The 16,715-nt window shown below is 60.5% G+C and carries 8 protein-coding genes and 2 tRNA genes; 4 read left to right on the forward strand and 6 right to left on the reverse strand.

Annotated features, from left to right (window positions below; translation table 11 throughout):
* Positions 1 to 32: 32 nt before the first annotated feature.
* On the reverse strand, positions 33 to 1,718 hold the full coding sequence (locus BN1121_RS10935) for an ABC transporter substrate-binding protein (RefSeq protein ID WP_005347772.1): 1,686 nt from the start codon (positions 1,716 to 1,718) through the stop codon (positions 33 to 35).
* A gap of 368 nt (positions 1,719 to 2,086) precedes the next feature.
* Positions 2,087 to 5,455, reverse strand: a complete 3,369-nt coding sequence (locus tag BN1121_RS10940) for a hybrid sensor histidine kinase/response regulator (protein ID WP_005347775.1) — start codon at positions 5,453 to 5,455, stop codon at positions 2,087 to 2,089.
* Between the two features lie 283 nt (positions 5,456 to 5,738).
* Here BN1121_RS10940 and BN1121_RS10945 point away from each other — a divergent pair.
* Both BN1121_RS10945 and BN1121_RS10950 read left to right on the forward strand, forming a co-directional pair.
* Positions 5,739 to 5,814, forward strand: a tRNA-Gly gene (locus tag BN1121_RS10945).
* Between the two features lie 18 nt (positions 5,815 to 5,832).
* A tRNA-Cys gene (locus BN1121_RS10950) sits at positions 5,833 to 5,906 on the forward strand.
* A 47-nt stretch (positions 5,907 to 5,953) separates the two neighbouring features.
* Here the strand turns inward: BN1121_RS10950 and BN1121_RS10955 are convergent.
* Positions 5,954 to 6,235, reverse strand: a complete 282-nt coding sequence (locus BN1121_RS10955; protein ID WP_005347778.1) for a hypothetical protein — start codon at positions 6,233 to 6,235, stop codon at positions 5,954 to 5,956.
* Between the two features lie 212 nt (positions 6,236 to 6,447).
* Between BN1121_RS10955 and BN1121_RS10960 the strand changes: the two genes are divergently transcribed.
* Entirely contained in the window at positions 6,448 to 6,648 is a 201-nt protein-coding gene (locus BN1121_RS10960) for a YbfA family protein (protein WP_005347781.1), read from the forward strand.
* A 378-nt stretch (positions 6,649 to 7,026) separates the two neighbouring features.
* Here BN1121_RS10960 and mltF read toward each other — a convergent pair whose 3' ends face one another.
* Entirely contained in the window at positions 7,027 to 8,481 is a 1,455-nt protein-coding gene (mltF, locus tag BN1121_RS10965) for a membrane-bound lytic murein transglycosylase MltF (RefSeq protein ID WP_005347782.1), read from the reverse strand.
* Between the two features lie 182 nt (positions 8,482 to 8,663).
* Between mltF and purL the strand changes: the two genes are divergently transcribed.
* Positions 8,664 to 12,554 carry a phosphoribosylformylglycinamidine synthase gene (purL, locus tag BN1121_RS10970; RefSeq protein WP_005347785.1) on the forward strand — a complete coding sequence of 1,297 codons (3,891 nt, stop codon included), beginning with the start codon at positions 8,664 to 8,666 and terminating at the stop codon, positions 12,552 to 12,554.
* A 48-nt stretch (positions 12,555 to 12,602) separates the two neighbouring features.
* Here the strand turns inward: purL and BN1121_RS19035 are convergent, their stop codons facing one another.
* Complete coding sequence (locus BN1121_RS19035; RefSeq protein WP_081606392.1) at positions 12,603 to 14,927, reverse strand: putative bifunctional diguanylate cyclase/phosphodiesterase; 2,325 nt, start codon at positions 14,925 to 14,927, stop codon at positions 12,603 to 12,605.
* Positions 14,928 to 15,141: 214 nt separating this feature from the next.
* Positions 15,142 to 16,356, reverse strand: coding sequence for a pyridoxal phosphate-dependent aminotransferase (locus BN1121_RS10980; RefSeq protein ID WP_005347791.1), 1,215 nt, complete (start codon positions 16,354 to 16,356; stop codon positions 15,142 to 15,144).
* Between the last annotated feature and the right edge of the window lie 359 nt (positions 16,357 to 16,715).

Consider the following 16,715-nt stretch of genomic DNA (forward strand, 5'->3'; position numbering starts at 1 on the left):
GAAGAGGGCCCCCCGCAGGGGGCCGGGATTGATTAGCTGTTTGGCTTGAGGGACAACACGTGCAGCAGACGCTCGGGTGTGTCCGGGTGGAGCTGGGGTTTGGCAACCGGGTTGTCGGCACTGAACCAGCCATTGAAGCGCTTGGTGCTGTACTCGTACCAGGTCGGGTTGTTGAACACCGGGATGATGGTCTGGTTGGCACCGACCTTCTCCTGGATGGCGAACATGATCTCCTTCTGCTTGGCCGCATCGGCGGTCTGGGTGAAGTCGTCGATCAGCTTGTCCAGCGCCGGGTCCTTGTAGCGGGGGGCCGCGAAGCGGTTGCCACGCTCACCCATGTTGCGGGAGTGGAAGGCGGTCTCGAAGTACTTGTGCGGGTTGGCACCGGCAAAGTAACCCTGCAGGGCGACGTCGAAGTCGCCGGTGATCAGGTTCTCGGTCCAGACGGTGGCTTCCGGGGTGGCGGTCTTGGCATTCAGGCCCAGTGCCTGCAGCCCTTCCACGCCGATCTGTACCGTGTTGACCCAGTCGGTCCAGCCGTTCGGTACCAGCACCTTGAACTCGATCTTCTTGCAGCTCGGGGTGTCGAGGAACTTGTCGCCGTCACAATCCTTGTAGCCCGCTTCCTTCAGCAGCGCCTTGGCCCCTTCCAGATCGAACTTGTTGTACTTGCCGTACTTCTTGTCCACTTCCGGGTTGTTCCAGGAGTCGAATGCCTTGCCAAGGCCGGACGGGTATTCGTTGACGGTCGGGTAGCCGTAGCCCGCGATGTCCACCATGGACTGGCGGTCCATCGCCATGGAGAAGGCGCGACGGAAGTTGATGTCATTGAAGGCTTCGTGGTTGCCCGGGTTCTTGGTTTGGAAGTTGACGTTGAACGCCACGGTACCTGAGGCGGGGAACCAGTACTTGTTGTTCTTCGGATCGTTGCCGACGTAGAGACGCTCGATGTCCGGCACGAAGGAGCCGAACCAGTCGATGTCACCCTTCATGACGGCGGCCAGTACCTGGTCGTTGGTGGCCATCTGCGGCATACGGATACAGTCGATGGCGAGGTTGGCGTTATCCCAGTAGTGGGGGTTGCGGCACTGGGTGTAGAGCTGGGCGGAGAAGTTGTCCACCTCGGTGAACGGGCCGGTACCAACCGGCTTGTCGTTGGTGAAGGCGACCGGGTCTTTGACCGACTTCCACTGGTGTTCAGGCACAATCGGAACCAGAACCAGATCGTTCACCACGTTGGTGTTGACGGCACTCAGGATGAACTTCACCTTGTTGGGGGCCAGCTTCTCGACGCTCTCGATCTGGGTCCAGATTGAGCGCTCATCCAGGGCCTTGTTGGCCTTGACCAGGTTGAAGGAGAAGAGGATGTCGTCTGCATCAAAGGCTTCGCCATCAGACCACTTCACCCCGTCACGCAGATCGAAGGTGACGGATTTGAGGTCATCGCTGAAGGCGTAGTTGGTCGCCAGGCGGAAGACCGGTTTACCCCCCTGCATATCGTTGAAGATCACCAGGGGTTCATAGATGAAGTGGCGGGTGGTGTGCAGCAGGCCAGCCTGCAGGAAGGGGTTGAAGTTCTTCACCCAGGCAGTTTCCTGCTGGGCCACCAGGGTCAGTACCGTCTTGTTATCGGCAGCCACTGCGGTGCCGGCAGCACCGGCAATCATCAGGGTACCCAGCATGACCGAGGCAGAGAGTTTGGACAGTTTGGCAAGCATAGTTATTCCTTTCTTCTTTTATTCCTTGTTTTGGAGTGAGCACCGAGCCTCGCATGCTGGTGAGGTCGGCCCTCTGTCGTTGGTGTGGTCTTGTGCCACTTGTTGCTTTCCAACGTCTCTAGCAAAGCAGAGGTAAGGGCATAACCCAAGTGGTGAGATCGTCGATTTCGTAAAAAACCGCAGCGCTTCGTCAAATTCGTCAAAGCGATTTTTTAATCGTTTATTTTCAATGCGTTACATTCTTTCTTTTGGCGTAAAAAGTACCTGAAAAAATGCGCTTTTTACAAAAGTGTGACACGAGTCCGGCGGCCCGAACGCCCTCCTTTCACGGACCATATTTTCGATGAAAAAAAAGAGGGCACCGGGGATCAGGGACGTCGGCTGGCGAGTTGGCGCAGCTCCTGGCTGCACTGGTGCAGCCGCTGCCGAGCGCCTTCATCGAGGGGGCAGTGCTGCAGTACATACTCGGCGGTGGCCACCACCGTCTTCCAGCGCGGGGTCTGGGGCAGGGTATCCAGATGCAGGTACTTGTCGAGGGTGCGGGTCTGGGGGCTCGACTTGTCGAGATAGACGCGCCACAGCTTGCTCTTCTCGGCCAGCGCCACCTTGCCCTTACCGGTGGCGTCTTGCCACGCCTCGAGTGAGAGCTGCATGGTATCGACCAGAGTGCGGCGCAGGGGATCGTCATCTTGCTGGCGGATCAGGGTGTCGGCCAGAGTGCGGAACTCGCCGCCGAGGCGGCTGAGCTCGCCGAGCAGTTGATCGTCTTCGATGATGGCCTGACGCGACAGGCTACGCAGGGCATTCTCCAGGGCGAGCACCCGCTCCGGTGTGGCCGTCTCCCACGGCAGCAGGCAGAGGGCGAGTGCCGCTTCTCCCTGGAAGCGAGTCTCGATCAGGTGAGCCGTCATCGACGTTACCTGTCCCGCCAGAACGAGGGTCAGGGTCTGCTGCCCCTCCTTAAGCTCGGGGAGTGGGGCTGCCAGCAGCTCGGCGAGATGCATCTGCTCGAGGGGGCGCTCGTCGGACAGACCGAGCAACTCGGCAGCCGCTCGGGAGGCAAACAGCAGGGTGCCGTCATGACGCACGAAGAGCAGGGGATCGCGCCCCTGGGTCAACAGGTTTAGCAGGTGGCGCTGATCCTCCTGAAGGGCCTGTTGCAGGGAGAGGCGATGCTCGACTTCTCGCTTGAGCAGGTCGTTCTCCACCAGGGTGTCACGACCCCGTTTGGCCTCAAGCAGGGCATTGACCCGGGCCAGCAGCTCCTCCCGAGCGAAGGGCTTGACCAGATAGTCGTTGGCCCCGGCACTGAACCCTTCCTCGATATCCTTGGGTGCGCCGAGGGCGGTGAGCAGCAGCACGGGCAGACGATCGCGCGAGAGATGCTCACGCAGACGGCGGCAGACGTCGAAGCCCGAAAGGGTCGGCATCATGACGTCGAGCAGCAGGAGATCCACCGGCTCCTCCTCGAGGCGGCGCAGGGCGTCGTGGCCATCGCCACTGGTCAGGATGCGGTAACCGCAGGGCGCGAGCAGGTGCTGCAAGATGTGAAGATTGATGGGCTCGTCATCGACGATAAGCAGACAGGGAGCATCGTCCGGGAGCGGGGCCGCTTCGTATTCGGGCAACGGGGCCGGCTGTTGGCGTAGCAGTTGCTGCTCCATGGGGCGAACATCCGGAACCATAGGGATGGCGCCGCCGCTGGCCAGGGGGAGGGTGAAAGAGAAGGTGGAGCCCACGTCTCGCTCGCTGCTCACCTCCAGCGTCCCTCCCATCAGCTGTACCAGTTGGCGGGTGATGGTCAGCCCCAGGCCCGATCCCTGTTTGATCCCTTCCAGCTGCACCAGTGGCTCAAAGATGTGCTCCAGCTGTTCCTTCGGAATGCCGATCCCGGTGTCGGTCACCCGAAAGCGCAGACTGTCTCCCTCGACGGCGGCGCTCAGCACCACCTTGCCCTCAGGGGTGTACTTGATGGCATTGCCGACCAGGTTCCACAGCACCTGCTCGAGTCGCTGCTCGTCAGCCATCACCGCAGGCAGATCGTCTGTCGTGAGGTCGACCAGGCGCAAGGGTTTGGCCTGGATAAGGTGGTGGCAGAGATCGAGCACCAGCCGGATCACCCCCTTGGAGGAGACGGGAGCGGCATGGATATCGAGCTGGCCGTGGCGCATGCGATGGTAATCGAGCAGATCGTCGACCAGGCGTGCCAGGCTGTCGGCGCTTTTGACAATCAGGCTGAGCTGGTCCTGCTGTCGCTCGGTCAGGGCATCTCGCTGGGTGAGCATGGCCTCGGCCATGCCTCTGATGCCGTGAATGGGGGTACGCAGCTCATGGGAGGTGTTGGCCAGCAACTCATCCTTGAGGCGGTCCGCCTGCTGCAGGCTGAGGTTCTGACGGTGCGTCAACTCGACTTGCTCCTGCAACGCCTCGGTCTGGCGGGCGATGAGGGCCAGCTTTTCCCTGAGTGACGATTGCATGTGGGCAAAGGCGCGCGAGAGCATGGCAATCTCGCCGTCCCCGCCAGGGGGCGTGATGGGATGCTCAAGATCGCCGTTGGCGACGCGCTCTGCTGCCTTGGCCAATCCTCGCAGAGGCGCCGTAATGGTGTCCGACAGCCAGCGGGAGAGGAAGATGGCGAGAATGATGGAGCCGAGCGTGAGGGTAACGGTAAAGGTTTCGAGCTGGTGGATCCTGGCGTAGGCCTCGCGGGTGGAGATCTCGGCGATGAGCGCCCACTCCGAGCCAAACACCCTGACCGGGGTATAGGCAGCCAGTACCTCATCTCCCAGATAGGAGGTGAAGAGCCCCACCCCTTGCTTGCCGGCCAGCGTTTGCTCCACGAGCGGGGTATTCATGGGATGTGCCGCAGGTGAGAAGCTCTGTGCCACGCTGTAGCGGGGATCGAGCCAGGCATCGGCGCGCATGCGCCTGTCCGGCCCCACCAGTATGGTTTCGCCTGTCTCGCCGAGCCCCTCGCGCTCCCCCATGATCTCGCTTAGCTTGTCGGTGCGCAGCTCGAAGATGACCACGCCGCGCACGTAGTCATATTGCATCACAGGGGCAGCCAGGTAGGCGACCACCTCACCACTCAGGGGATTGAGGCCAAAATCGCTGAACTCGAACACTTGCTGCGGGGCCAAACCACCATCCAGGCTGCGTTTGACCCGTCTGAAGGTGGTGGCCAGTTCGCTGTTTTGATAGGGGCCCGAGAGCAGGTTGGTGGCAAAATTGGGGCGTTTGGTGACCGAATAGACCACATCCCCGCTGAGATCGACCAGATAGATATCCGAGTAGTGGCCGCTGCGCACCATATCCGCGTAACCGCGATGAAAGCGTTGATGAACTCGGCCGTACATCTCGTCGGCGAGGATCAGGGCACTGATCTCGGGTTCAACCGGCAGCTCAGGATCGGGTTTTTGCAGTTGATCCCATGAGCCGGGTTGATAACGGTGGGCCGCTCGTTGGCGTGCCTCTTCCGGGGTGGTACCCAGTTTTTCGAAGGCGCCGGTAAAGCCATAGAAGCGGCCTATGCTGTTGCCGGCGAAGTCCTGTCGGGCAAAGGTGACGACCTGCTCCTTGAGATTGCCAAAATAGTCCTCAAGCTGGGATTTCTTGATGTTTCGTGCCGAAACGAGGTGGTTGGACGTCTGTTCGGTCAGATCCTTGCCGTGAGAATGCAGAAAGAGCATGGAAACTGCCAAAAATGGCACCATGCCCAGCAGGAAGAAGACCAACATGAGTCTGGGCCGAAGGCCCGTTGCGCGTGAAATCCCTGTCATGCCAACGATTGGATTGAGTCGATATCGAATAACTAGCCACATATTGACCAAAACCATCAGTTTTTCAATGTGCTTAAGCGCAAAGCGCCTGTGGGCTCACAAAGGGGAGTCCTCTTTTTGACGGTTTTGTCTGAAGTGTGAGCAAACGAGCCAAAAGAGGATGATTCGTGGCAAAAAACACTTGTCTCATCCAGTGGCACCCGTATAATGCGCCTCGTTGTCAGGCAGTCGTCTGCACAAGGCGGGAATAGCTCAGTTGGTAGAGCACGACCTTGCCAAGGTCGGGGTCGCGAGTTCGAGTCTCGTTTCCCGCTCCAAACTCTCTTAGAGAGCATGGCGCGTTAACAAAGCGGTTATGTAGCGGATTGCAAATCCGTTTAGTCCGGTTCGACTCCGGAACGCGCCTCCACATTCAGAAAAGCCCGCTCAATGAGCGGGCTTTTTGTTTTCCTGAGGCTATTGCAGCGTCATGTCGCATGCCTTGTCTCGCCACTGTTTCAACAGGTGGTGGCTGACTTCATCGAAGGTTTGGCGATCCCTGACCTGGGTTGCCGTCGCCATCAACTCCTCTATATCGGCCATTCGGCTCTTCAACACGCCACACTGCCATATCGATCCATTGACGGGGACTCTGTCACTCAGTTGAACCAGATCGTTGCGATTGGTTCTCCAGTCTTGCGCCTCGGGCCAGAGTATCAGGCCGGCAAGCAGGACCAGAATAAGCTCGCTGAAATGCATGACTCCTCCTTGTGTCAGAAAGCGCGCTTCTTAACTGTGGTCAGCCTGGACCAAGAGGGCAATATGTGTTTTTTATGTAATTAAATTGTGTTTTTTGCTTTCACTATATCCTCTGACATCCAGATATTCTCTTTTTTTGTGAGATTGTGTAGTAAAAGTACATTGATGACGCTATGCTAGCTCAAGTGGTCCAACCAGTGAGGTATAGAGTCATGTTTCAGCCTTTTACTCTGACCCGGATCGTACTGCGTCGCTGCTTCGTACTGCTCATCGGGTTGTTGGCATTTCCTGTCATGCTGTTTCGCCGTGACAGGGCTCGTTTTTATAGCTATCTCCATCGCATCTGGTGCAAGACCAGCAGCAAGCCGGTGTGGCTCAAGCAGAGTGAGCGTGCCGAGCGCATTTTCTATTGATGATGCGAGCCCGAAAAAAATCCCGCTACGGCGGGATTTTTTATGCGAACAGGTGTGGTGGGAATAACGAGAGGCCCGCCAAGAGCGAACCTCGTGAGAGCAATACGGGTGTCGTCAGGCTATCAGCGGGGCAGGCAGCAAGAAGTCGGAGCGTTGTCTACGGTGACGCTGGCGCTTTTCGGCACTGAGCTTTAACCGGCGTCTGTGATTCCAACTGCTCTTGGGTTTGCTGCTCGCCACGTGTGCCCGTCTGCGTTTTAGCATTCTGACCTCCTTGTGTGGCAGAGGGCCCGGGTTCTCATGAACGATTTGATTTTCCACAAGAACCCTTAGGGCCATGGCTCGATACTAACAGAAGGGAACGGGGAGTAAACCAGCTCAGCTGGAGAGGGCGGTGAGCAGGGTGCTGGTGGCCGGGGCCGCCTTGACGGGTTCTGCGGCCAGCGCTTCATCCTGCTCCAGCAGGCTCTCCCGTTGCCTGAGCTTCTGCTGCTCGTTATCGAGCCACAGCAGGCTCTGGTAATACTGGCGTACGTTGTTGACGTAGTTACGTGCCTCGCCGCCACGGGCGTAGCCGTAGCGCACCTTGCGATGCCAGCGGGACTCCTGCAGCAGTGGCAGGACATCCTTGACGTCGCTCCAGCTGTCGGGGTTCTTGCCCTGCATCTTGGCCAGCCGGCGGGCATCCATCATGTGGCCATAGCCGATGTTATAGGCGGTCAGCGCAAACCAGAATTTCTCATCTTCGGGCACCGAGTCGGGCACCTGCTCGATGAGCTGGTGCAGGTAACGGGCGCCGCCGGCGATGCTCTCCGCGGGATGAGTCCGATCTTTGACTCCCAGAGACTTGGCCGTGTTTTCGGTCAGCATCATCATGCCGCGTACCCCTGTGTAGGAGCGGGCATCGGGATTCCAGTGGGACTCCTGATAGCTCAGGGCCGCCAGCAGACGCCAGTCGAGCTTGCCAGCGTGCTCCTTGAAGAGCGGCTGATACTTGGGCAGCAGGGTCTTGGCGCGCTTTAAGAAGGTGCGGGTATCGACGAAGTCGAAATTCTGCACATGGCCGAAGTACTTCTCGTCGAGCTGGGCAATGGTGCCGTCGAGGAAGCGCTGGCCAAAGAAGTCGATGACGCTGGCATAGAGGGTATCGTCGGGCAGCTTGGCCATGGCCCACCCGACCTGATAGTCGTTCTCCAGGGTCAGCCCTTCGGCCAGATCGGGATAGTAGCGCTGGATCCGCGCCAACACAGTGTCATGGACTATGGTGTAATCAATTTTGCCTTCGGCAACCTGGCGCAGCAGCTCCTCATGATCTGCGAGTTTGTTCATCTCCCAGGTCAGGTTGGGATAGCGCTCTTTGAGGCGCAGCAACTGCTCTTCACTGGCCGAGCCGGCGGCGATCACCAGCTTGCCATTGAGATCGGCGAAGCTCTTGGGTTTTTTGGTTCCCTGGCGATAGACAAGCTTTGGCGAGACCTGATAGTAGCCGGGGCCAAAGCGCATCCCCTTGCGACGCTCCGGGGTGATGGCAATGGCGCCCGCGGCCAGATCCAGATCTCCGTTGCTCAGTCCCTGTTGGATGGCGCTGGCAGATTCCATGGGTCGCATGCTCAGCTTGACGCCCAGCCAGTCGGCATACGCCTTGGCCAGCTCGTAGTCATATCCCTGGTCGGTGTTGTCACGCTGATAGTAGGAGGTGGGCCCATAGACGGTGCCGACTCTCAGCTCCCCACGGGCACGGATCTGCTCCAGCTGACTGGTGGGTTGGCTGAGGTTACAGCCAGCCAGCAGCAGGGCAATCGACAGAATGAACCATTTGGCTAGTAGTCTCAAATAGACCTCTCTGGTTGTCTAAAAAATCATCACTAGTCAAAAAAGAAGCACCTTTATACCAGAGAGTGTGCGCCCTGTCACATCGAGGGGAGGGTGAAAAACGTTTGTCCGCTCTGGGCCCCCTCCCTATAATACGCGCGTCTTCAATCCCCCCACTCTTGATACAAGGTGAGAAAGGCCATATGGAAATCTTGCGCGGTGCTCCCGCTCTGTCTGAGTTTCGTGTCCAGAAACTGATGCAAAGCCTGGCAGAACGAGGAGTCGAGATAACGGGCATCTATGCCGAATTCATGCACTTTGCCGAGCTTGTCGACCCCCTCTCACCGGATGAGCGAGCGACCCTGGACCGGCTTCTGCGCTACGGTCCCACCATCCCCGAACATGCTCCCCAAGGTCATCTCTTCCTCGTTACTCCCCGCCCCGGCACTATCTCCCCCTGGTCTTCCAAGGCCACCGACATCGCCCACAACTGCGGCCTGACCAAGGTCAAACGCCTCGAGCGCGGCGTCGCCTATTACGTCGAAGGGCAGGTGACCGATGCCAACCGGGGCCAGATCGCTGCGTTGTTACACGATCGCATGATGGAGACAGTCTTTGACGCGATGGGGGCCGCTTCGGCTCTGTTCGCTCATCACGAGCCTCGTCCCTTCACCCAGGTCGACGTGCTGGGCGGTGGTCGCGACGCCCTGGCGCAGGCCAACCTGAGTCTGGGCCTGGCCCTGGCCGACGACGAGATCGACTATCTGGTGGCGAATTTCCAGCGTCTGGGTCGCAACCCGAACGACATCGAGCTCTACATGTTCGCCCAGGCGAACTCCGAGCATTGCCGCCACAAGATCTTCAACGCCGACTGGATAATCGACGGGGAGGCCCAGCCCAAGTCACTGTTCAAGATGATCAAGAACACCTTCGAGCAGACCCCGGACTATGTGCTCTCTGCTTACAAGGACAACGCCGCCGTGATGGAGGGCAGCCTGGGTGGCCGCTTCTTCCCGAGCCCGGAGAGCGGCGAGTATGACTACCACCAGGAGCAGGTCGACATCCTGATGAAGGTGGAGACCCACAACCACCCAACCGCCATCTCCCCCTTCCCCGGGGCGGCCACCGGATCCGGTGGCGAGATCCGTGACGAAGGCGCCACCGGCCGCGGCGCCAAGCCCAAGGCGGGCCTGGTGGGCTTTAGCGTCTCCAACTTGCGTATCCCCGGCTTCGAGCAGCCCTGGGAGCAGGACTTTGGCAAGCCGTCGCGTATCGTCAGCGCCTTCGACATCATGCAGGATGGGCCCCTGGGCGGCGCCGCCTTTAACAACGAGTTCGGTCGCCCGGCCATCCTCGGTTACTTCCGTACCTTCGAAGAGGAGGTGGAGAGCCACAACGGTCGCGAGGTGCGTGGCTATCACAAGCCCATCATGCTGGCCGGCGGCATCGGCAACATCCGCACCGATCACGTCCAGAAGGGCGAGTTCCCGGCGGGCTCGGCCCTCATCGTGCTGGGCGGCCCGGCCATGAACATCGGCCTCGGTGGCGGCGCGGCGTCGAGCATGACCTCGGGCCAGTCGGCCGAGGATCTCGATTTTGCCTCGGTGCAGCGCGACAACCCGGAGATGGAGCGCCGCTGCCAGGAGGTGATCGACCGCTGCTGGCAGCTCGGTGACGACAACCCCATCCTCTTTATTCACGACGTCGGTGCCGGCGGCCTCTCCAACGCCATGCCGGAGTTGGTGAGCGACGGGGGGCGTGGCGGTCGCTTCGACCTGCGCGCCATTCCGAACGATGAGCCGGGCATGAGCCCCCTCGAGATCTGGTGCAACGAGTCCCAGGAGCGCTACGTGCTGGCGGTCGCCCAGGACAAGCTGCCCCTGTTCAAGGTCCTGTGCGAGCGCGAACGCGCGCCCTATGCGGTGATCGGCACCGCCACCGAGGAGCCGCACCTGACCCTGTCGGACAGCCACTTTGACAACCAACCCATCGCTCTGCCGCTCGAGGTGCTGCTCGGCAAGCCGCCCAAGATGCTGCGTGATGTGACGACTCAGCAGGCCGACGGGCAGGCCCTGCGCCTCGACGGCGTCACCCTGGGCGAGGCGGCCCTGCGGGTGCTGCGCCTGCCGACCGTGGCCGAGAAGAGCTTCCTCATCACCATCGGCGATCGCAGCGTGACCGGTCTGGTCAACCGTGACCAGATGGTCGGTCCTTGGCAGATCCCGGTGGCCGACTGCGCCGTCACCGCCGCTACCTACGACAGCTACCACGGCGAAGCCATGTCCATGGGCGAGCGCACCCCGCTGGCCCTGCTCTCCCATGCCGCCTCTGCACGCATGGCGGTGGCCGAGGCGCTGACCAATATCGCCCCGACTAACATCGGCAGCCTCAAGCGCATCAAGCTCTCCGCCAACTGGATGGCGGCCGCCGGTCACCCGGGGGAAGACGCCGGCCTTTACGAGGCGGTCAAGGCGGTGGGCGAAGAGCTCTGCCCGGCCCTGGGGCTGACCATTCCGGTCGGCAAGGACTCCATGTCCATGAAGACCCGCTGGCAGCAAGATGGCGAGGAGCGCAGCAACACGGCGCCGCTCTCTCTGGTGATCTCCGCCTTCGCCCGGGTCGAGGACGTGCGCAAGACCGTCACCCCTGAGCTGCGCACCGATCTGGGCGAGAGCGATCTCATCCTCATCGATCTCGGTCATGGCAAGCAGCGCCTCGGCGGCTCGGCACTGGCCCAGGTCTATCGCCAGCTTGGGCAGAGTGCGCCGGATCTCGACAACCCGGTGCTGCTCAAGGGCTTCTTCAACGCCATCCAGGCCCTGGTCTCCGACGGTCGCCTGCTGGCCTACCACGACCGCTCCGACGGCGGCCTGCTGGTGACCCTGCTGGAGATGGCCTTCGCCGGTCACTGCGGCCTCAACATCGAGCTCGACCGCGTCGGTGGCGAGGTGCTGCCGGCCCTGTTCAACGAGGAGCTGGGTGCCGTCATTCAGGTGCGCCGCGAGGACAAGGAGGCGGTGATGACCCTGCTCGCCGGTCACGGCCTGGCCGCCTGTGCCCACGTCATCGGCACAGTGACGAGCGGTGACGAGATCGTGCTGCGCCGCGCCGGCGGTGAGCTGTGGCGCGAGAGTCGCACCCACCTGCGCACCGTGTGGGGCGAGACCAGCTGGCAGATGCAGCGTCTGCGTGACAACCCAGAGTGCGCCGACAACGAGCACGCCGCCCGCCAGGACGCTACCGATCCGGGCCTGCAGGCCACGCTGACCTACAACCCGTCCGACGATGTGGCCGCGCCCTACATCGCCAAGGGGGCTTCACCCCGTCTGGCGGTGCTGCGCGAGCAGGGGGTCAACTCCCACGTGGAGATGGCGGCCGCGTTCGACAGAGCCGGCTTCACCGCGGTCGACGTGCATATGAGCGACATCCTCGGTGGTCGCATCGCCCTGGATGGCTTCCAGGCCCTGGTGGCCTGTGGCGGCTTCTCCTACGGCGATGTACTGGGGGCGGGCGAGGGCTGGGCCAAGTCCATTCTGTTCAACGGTGCCGCCCGCGAGCAGTTCCAGCGCTTCTTCGAGCGCGGCGATACCCTCTCCCTGGGGGTGTGCAACGGCTGCCAGATGATGTCCAATCTGCGCGAGCTGATCCCCGGTGCCGACCTGTGGCCGCGCTTTGTGCGCAACCGCTCCGAGCGCTTCGAGGCCCGCTTCAGCCTGGTCGAGGTGCAGGGCTCACCGTCCGCCTTCTTCGCCGACATGGTGGGCTCTGTGATGCCGATCGCCGTCTCCCACGGGGAAGGGCGGGTCGAGCTGCGTGACGAGGCGCATCTGGCGGCCCTCGACGCCTCCGGCCTGGTGGGACTGCGCTTCGTCGACAACCGCGGCGGGGCCACCGAGCGTTACCCGGCCAACCCGAACGGCTCGCCGCGCGGCATCACCGCCGTGACCACCACGGACGGTCGCGCCACCATCATGATGCCGCACCCGGAGCGGGTGTTCCGCACCGTCGCCAACTCCTGGCATCCGGACAACTGGGGCGAGGACGGCGCCTGGATGCGCATGTTCCGCAACGCCCGGGTTGCCCTGGGCCGATAGGCAGCAAGAGAGAGGGAGGCATTAGCCTCCCTCTCTCTTAGCGACAATCTATACCTCCGGATGAGGGAGTGATGGTGTCGGCCGGGGATGGGTCTCATGGCTCTGCCGCTGGCGCTCTTCCATCCACACCATCATCGCTTTCAGCTTCATCGGTCTGGCAAACAGGTAGCCTTGCATCAGATGGCATCCCAGCGCCAGAAGACGGCTCATCTCCTTATCGGTCTCCACTCCTTCTGCGATCACCTCCAGCTTCATCTCACGGCTGATCCAGAGGATGGCGCGCACCAGGCGTTCATCACCCCGCTCAAGGGTCTGGGTGAAGCTGCGGTCGAGCTTCAGAGTATCGACTGGCAGATTGAGCAGACGCTCTAGCGAGGAGTAGCCGGTGCCAAAATCGTCCAGATGCACCTTGAAACCGGCTTCGGTCAGCTGGCACAGATGTTGTACCAGCACTTCGTTTTTTTCGGCGAACAGGCTCTCGGTCAGTTCGAAATGCACCGCATCGCGGGGCAAGTTGTTGGCATCCGAAAGTTGGCAAAGTCGTTCAACCAAGGTGGTCTGCATCAGCTGCAGCACCGAGAGGTTGATGTTGAGCTTCAGGTCGGGGTTGACGGCGCGCAAGGCCGGTAGGTCAGCCATGGCTTTTTGGGCGATCTGGTAACCGAGTGGAACGATAAGCCCGGTATCTTCGGCCAGAGGAATGAAGTCGTTGGGCATGACATAGCCTTCCTCAGTCGGCCAGCGAGCCAGTGCCTCGACCATATCGACCCGCTGGGTGCGTACATCTATGATGGGCTGATACCACACCTCTAACTGACAGTCGGCGATGGCTTGGCGCAGCTTGTGCTCCATGTGCAGCCGGTTGCTGATGTTTTGATGAAGGCTATCAGAGTAGGCCTGAATGCCGTGCTTGCCGTGTCGCTTGGCCTCATACATGGCCAGATCCGCGTTACGGATCAGGTCGTTGCTATCGAGCTGACCATGGTTATAGGCAATGCCAATAGAGGCACTCAGCTGTACCTGGATCCCGTCGACATCCAACGCCCGGCTCAGTCCACTCAGGATACGCCTTGCCAGCCGCTCGGCGGCCTGACTGCCGCGGGGCAGTATGCTCAGCACGGCAAACTCGTCACCCCCCAGTCGAAACAGGACATCGGCGCCCCTGGCCAGGGCAGTCAACCGCTCGGCCACACACACCAGTACCCGATCTCCCCGCTCGTGTCCCAGGCTGTCGTTGATGACCTTGAACTCGTCCAGATCGATGAGCAGTAGCGCGAGATCGAGATGGTGATGTCGGCACAGCAGCGGAGAATAGCGCTCGACCAGCTCCAGCAGCAGGGTACGATTCCCGAGCCGGGTGAGAGGATCGCGACGGGCTTCGTTAAAGAGACTCTTCTGAGAGAGCTTTAACTGGTTGACCATGTCATTGAGAGAGCTGGCCAGGTTGTCGAGCTCATCTTTTCCCTCTACCGGCCAGAGCTGAGTCTCATCGAGCAGGCTTCTGGGGTGCATGGCCAGCTGTGAGAAGCGGCTGAGTCGTCGCATGACCATACGGTCAAACAGAAACGCCACCACGAGAAAGGAGATGATCACCAGGGTCAGCACGTTGCCCACCAGCACGCGTTTGGCAAGTTGACTCTCTTTGGACAAGGAGAGCTCGTCTTTGACGGCGAAGTGGACGCTGGAGGGGGCTCCCATACTCTGAAGCGCCCCGACCGGGAGGGCTTCGTCGTGACTGTCTGTGGCATGGAAGAAGCGGATCTCGCTCTTGAGCATGGTTTGCAGGCGGTCAAGGTTGCGTTGGTCCATCAGGCGCCCCATGGCGAGCCAACCATTCTGGGTGGCGCGGTCCTCCCCATTCCAGATGGGCTCGACCGCTAGCATGAGTGGTGTGCCATCGAGCCAGAGGGTAAGGTTGCCGCCCATCGCGCCTTGGGGCCAATAGGCCTCCAGGGCGGTCGAGATGGATTGCCAGATGGAAAGATCATTCAATGGAACCACCCGAGAGGCATCGTGCTTCAGAGAGAGCGTCAGCCGGTGCGCTCGGTCGATAAAGAACACCAGATTGACATTCAGGTTCTCAAGGGATTCGTTCGTATAGTTTTCATTCAGGTAGTCTTGGCCACCCTGCACCATAAATGACCAGGTATCCAGCCAGGCGGCATAGTCATTGGTCATGGTGGTGAGCGCTTGCTGCTGTGAGGCGAGGTAGAGGCTGGCCCGATCCAGACTCTCTTGCCTGTGATGCTGTTGCCATCTGGAAAACTGCAGGTCGATAAAGGTGCTACTGAAGTAATAGGCCACCCCTCCCGACAGGGAGACCAGCACCAATAAATAGAGTGAGACTCGCGTTCTCAGACTATTGATATTCATTATTGTATGGTCTCGATTGTGAATCCCGTTGCACAAAGAATAGGTTCCCCTCTTTTGGGGAGCAAATGAGCCGCCCCTGAATAGGGGGATAAGGGTGTGACATGATTCAAGTTTTCCCGCCCGAGGCGTGAATATTGGCGCATGCCGATCCCACCTTGGCCCAGCGTGAATCCCATGAAAAAGGCCACCTTGCGGTGGCCTTTTTTGCGCCTGCTTACTGACGGTAGCCCTTGAGGAAGCGGGCGAGGCGGCCGATAGCCTCCTCCAGCTCCTCTTCGCGGGGCAGGAACACCAGGCGGAAGTGATCCGGCGCCGGCCAGTTGAAGCCGGTACCCTGTACCAGTAGCAGTTTCTCCTGCTGCAGCAGGTCGAACACCATCTTCTGGTCGTCCTTGATGTCGTACACCTTGGGGTCGAGGCGCGGGAACATGTAGAGCGCCCCCCTGGGTTTGACGCAGGAGACACCGGGGATCTCGTTCAAGAGCTCCCACGCCTTGTCGCGCTGACGGCGCAGGCGCCCGCCCGGCAGGATCAGCTCGTTGATGCTCTGGTAGCCGCCCAGCGCCGTCTGAATGGCGTGCTGCATCGGCACGTTGGCGCACAGGCGCATGGAGGCCAGCATCTCCAGACCCTCGATGTAGCCGCGAGCGCGCCCCTTGGGCCCGGTCACCACCATCCAGCCCTGGCGGAAGCCGCAGGCACGGTAGGCCTTGGAGAGGCCGTTGAAGGTGACGACGATGACGTCATCACACAGGGTGCAGACGCTGGTGTGGGAGATGTCGTCGTAGAGGATCTTGTCGTAGATCTCGTCGGCGAAGATGATGAGGTTGTGCTGGCGGGCTATCTCGATCACTTCCAGCAGAAACTCGCTGCCGTAGACGGCGCCGGTCGGGTTGTTGGGGTTGATCAGCACGATGCCGCGGGTACGCGGGGTGATGCGGGCGCGGATGTCGTCGAGATCCGGGTACCAGTCTGCCCCTTCGTCGCAGCGGTAATGCACGGCGTGGCCACCGGACAGGGTGACGGCGGCGGTCCACAGGGGATAGTCGGGGGAGGGTACCAGCATCTCGTCGCCGTTGTTGAGCAGGGCCTGCATCGCCATCACGATGAGTTCGCTGGCGCCGTTGCCGATGTAGATGTCGTCGATGTCGACGTGACGCATCCCTTTCTGCTGGTAGTACTGCATCACCGCCTTGCGGGCGGAGAAGAGCCCCTTGGAGTCGCAGTAGCCCTGGCTCTGGGGCAGGTTCTGAATGACGTCCTTGATGATCTCTTCGGGGGCGTCGAAGCCAAACGGGGCCGGGTTACCGATGTTGAGTTTGATGATGCGATGGCCCTCGTCTTCGAGACGACGGGCTTCCTTGTGCACCGGGCCGCGGATGTCGTAGCAGACATCGTCGAGCTTGTGCGACTTGTCGATGGTGAACATGGTCGGGATGAATCCTTGCCTGTTGTGGCTTATGGGGCGGGAGTGCCCATTTAGAATCAAATCTGTCTTACCCTATTCTTCACAGAATTCAATTCCATCACAATCCCATTTTTAGAAGATCTGGCTAATTCTCTTCTGGTGGACAGAGTTTCCGGATAATTCCATTTAGCATGATTGTTTGTCTGAATATGCCTCACTAGACGATTCTCATGCACTCACCCTGAAGTGGCCCATGCTGCACCACGTTGTGCGCTTCGAGTGGCAGGAAACCCTCGTCAAAAAAAGTGTGGAGTACCCGCCATGGCGGTGGCACAGTGAGCCGCTTGCCATCGGTTTTGAGCATCAGGAAGGAGGAGAGG

It is taken from the genome of Aeromonas diversa CDC 2478-85 (assembly GCF_000819805.1).
GTDB lineage: Bacteria > Pseudomonadota > Gammaproteobacteria > Enterobacterales > Aeromonadaceae > Aeromonas > Aeromonas diversa.

Bases quoted from the DNA above. Each gene is read 5' to 3' on its own strand.
- BN1121_RS10935 (WP_005347772.1), bottom strand. From the start codon at position 1,718: ATGCTTGCCAAACTGTCCAAACTCTCTGCCTCGGTCATGCTGGGTACC.
- BN1121_RS10940 (WP_005347775.1), bottom strand. From the start codon at position 5,455: ATGTTGGTCTTCTTCCTGCTGGGCATGGTGCCATTTTTGGCAGTTTCC.
- BN1121_RS10955 (WP_005347778.1), bottom strand. From the start codon at position 6,235: ATGCATTTCAGCGAGCTTATTCTGGTCCTGCTTGCCGGCCTGATACTC.
- BN1121_RS10960 (WP_005347781.1), top strand. From the start codon at position 6,448: ATGTTTCAGCCTTTTACTCTGACCCGGATCGTACTGCGTCGCTGCTTC.
- purL (WP_005347785.1), top strand. From the start codon at position 8,664: ATGGAAATCTTGCGCGGTGCTCCCGCTCTGTCTGAGTTTCGTGTCCAG.
- BN1121_RS19035 (WP_081606392.1), bottom strand. From the start codon at position 14,927: ATGAATATCAATAGTCTGAGAACGCGAGTCTCACTCTATTTATTGGTG.
- BN1121_RS10980 (WP_005347791.1), bottom strand. From the start codon at position 16,356: ATGTTCACCATCGACAAGTCGCACAAGCTCGACGATGTCTGCTACGAC.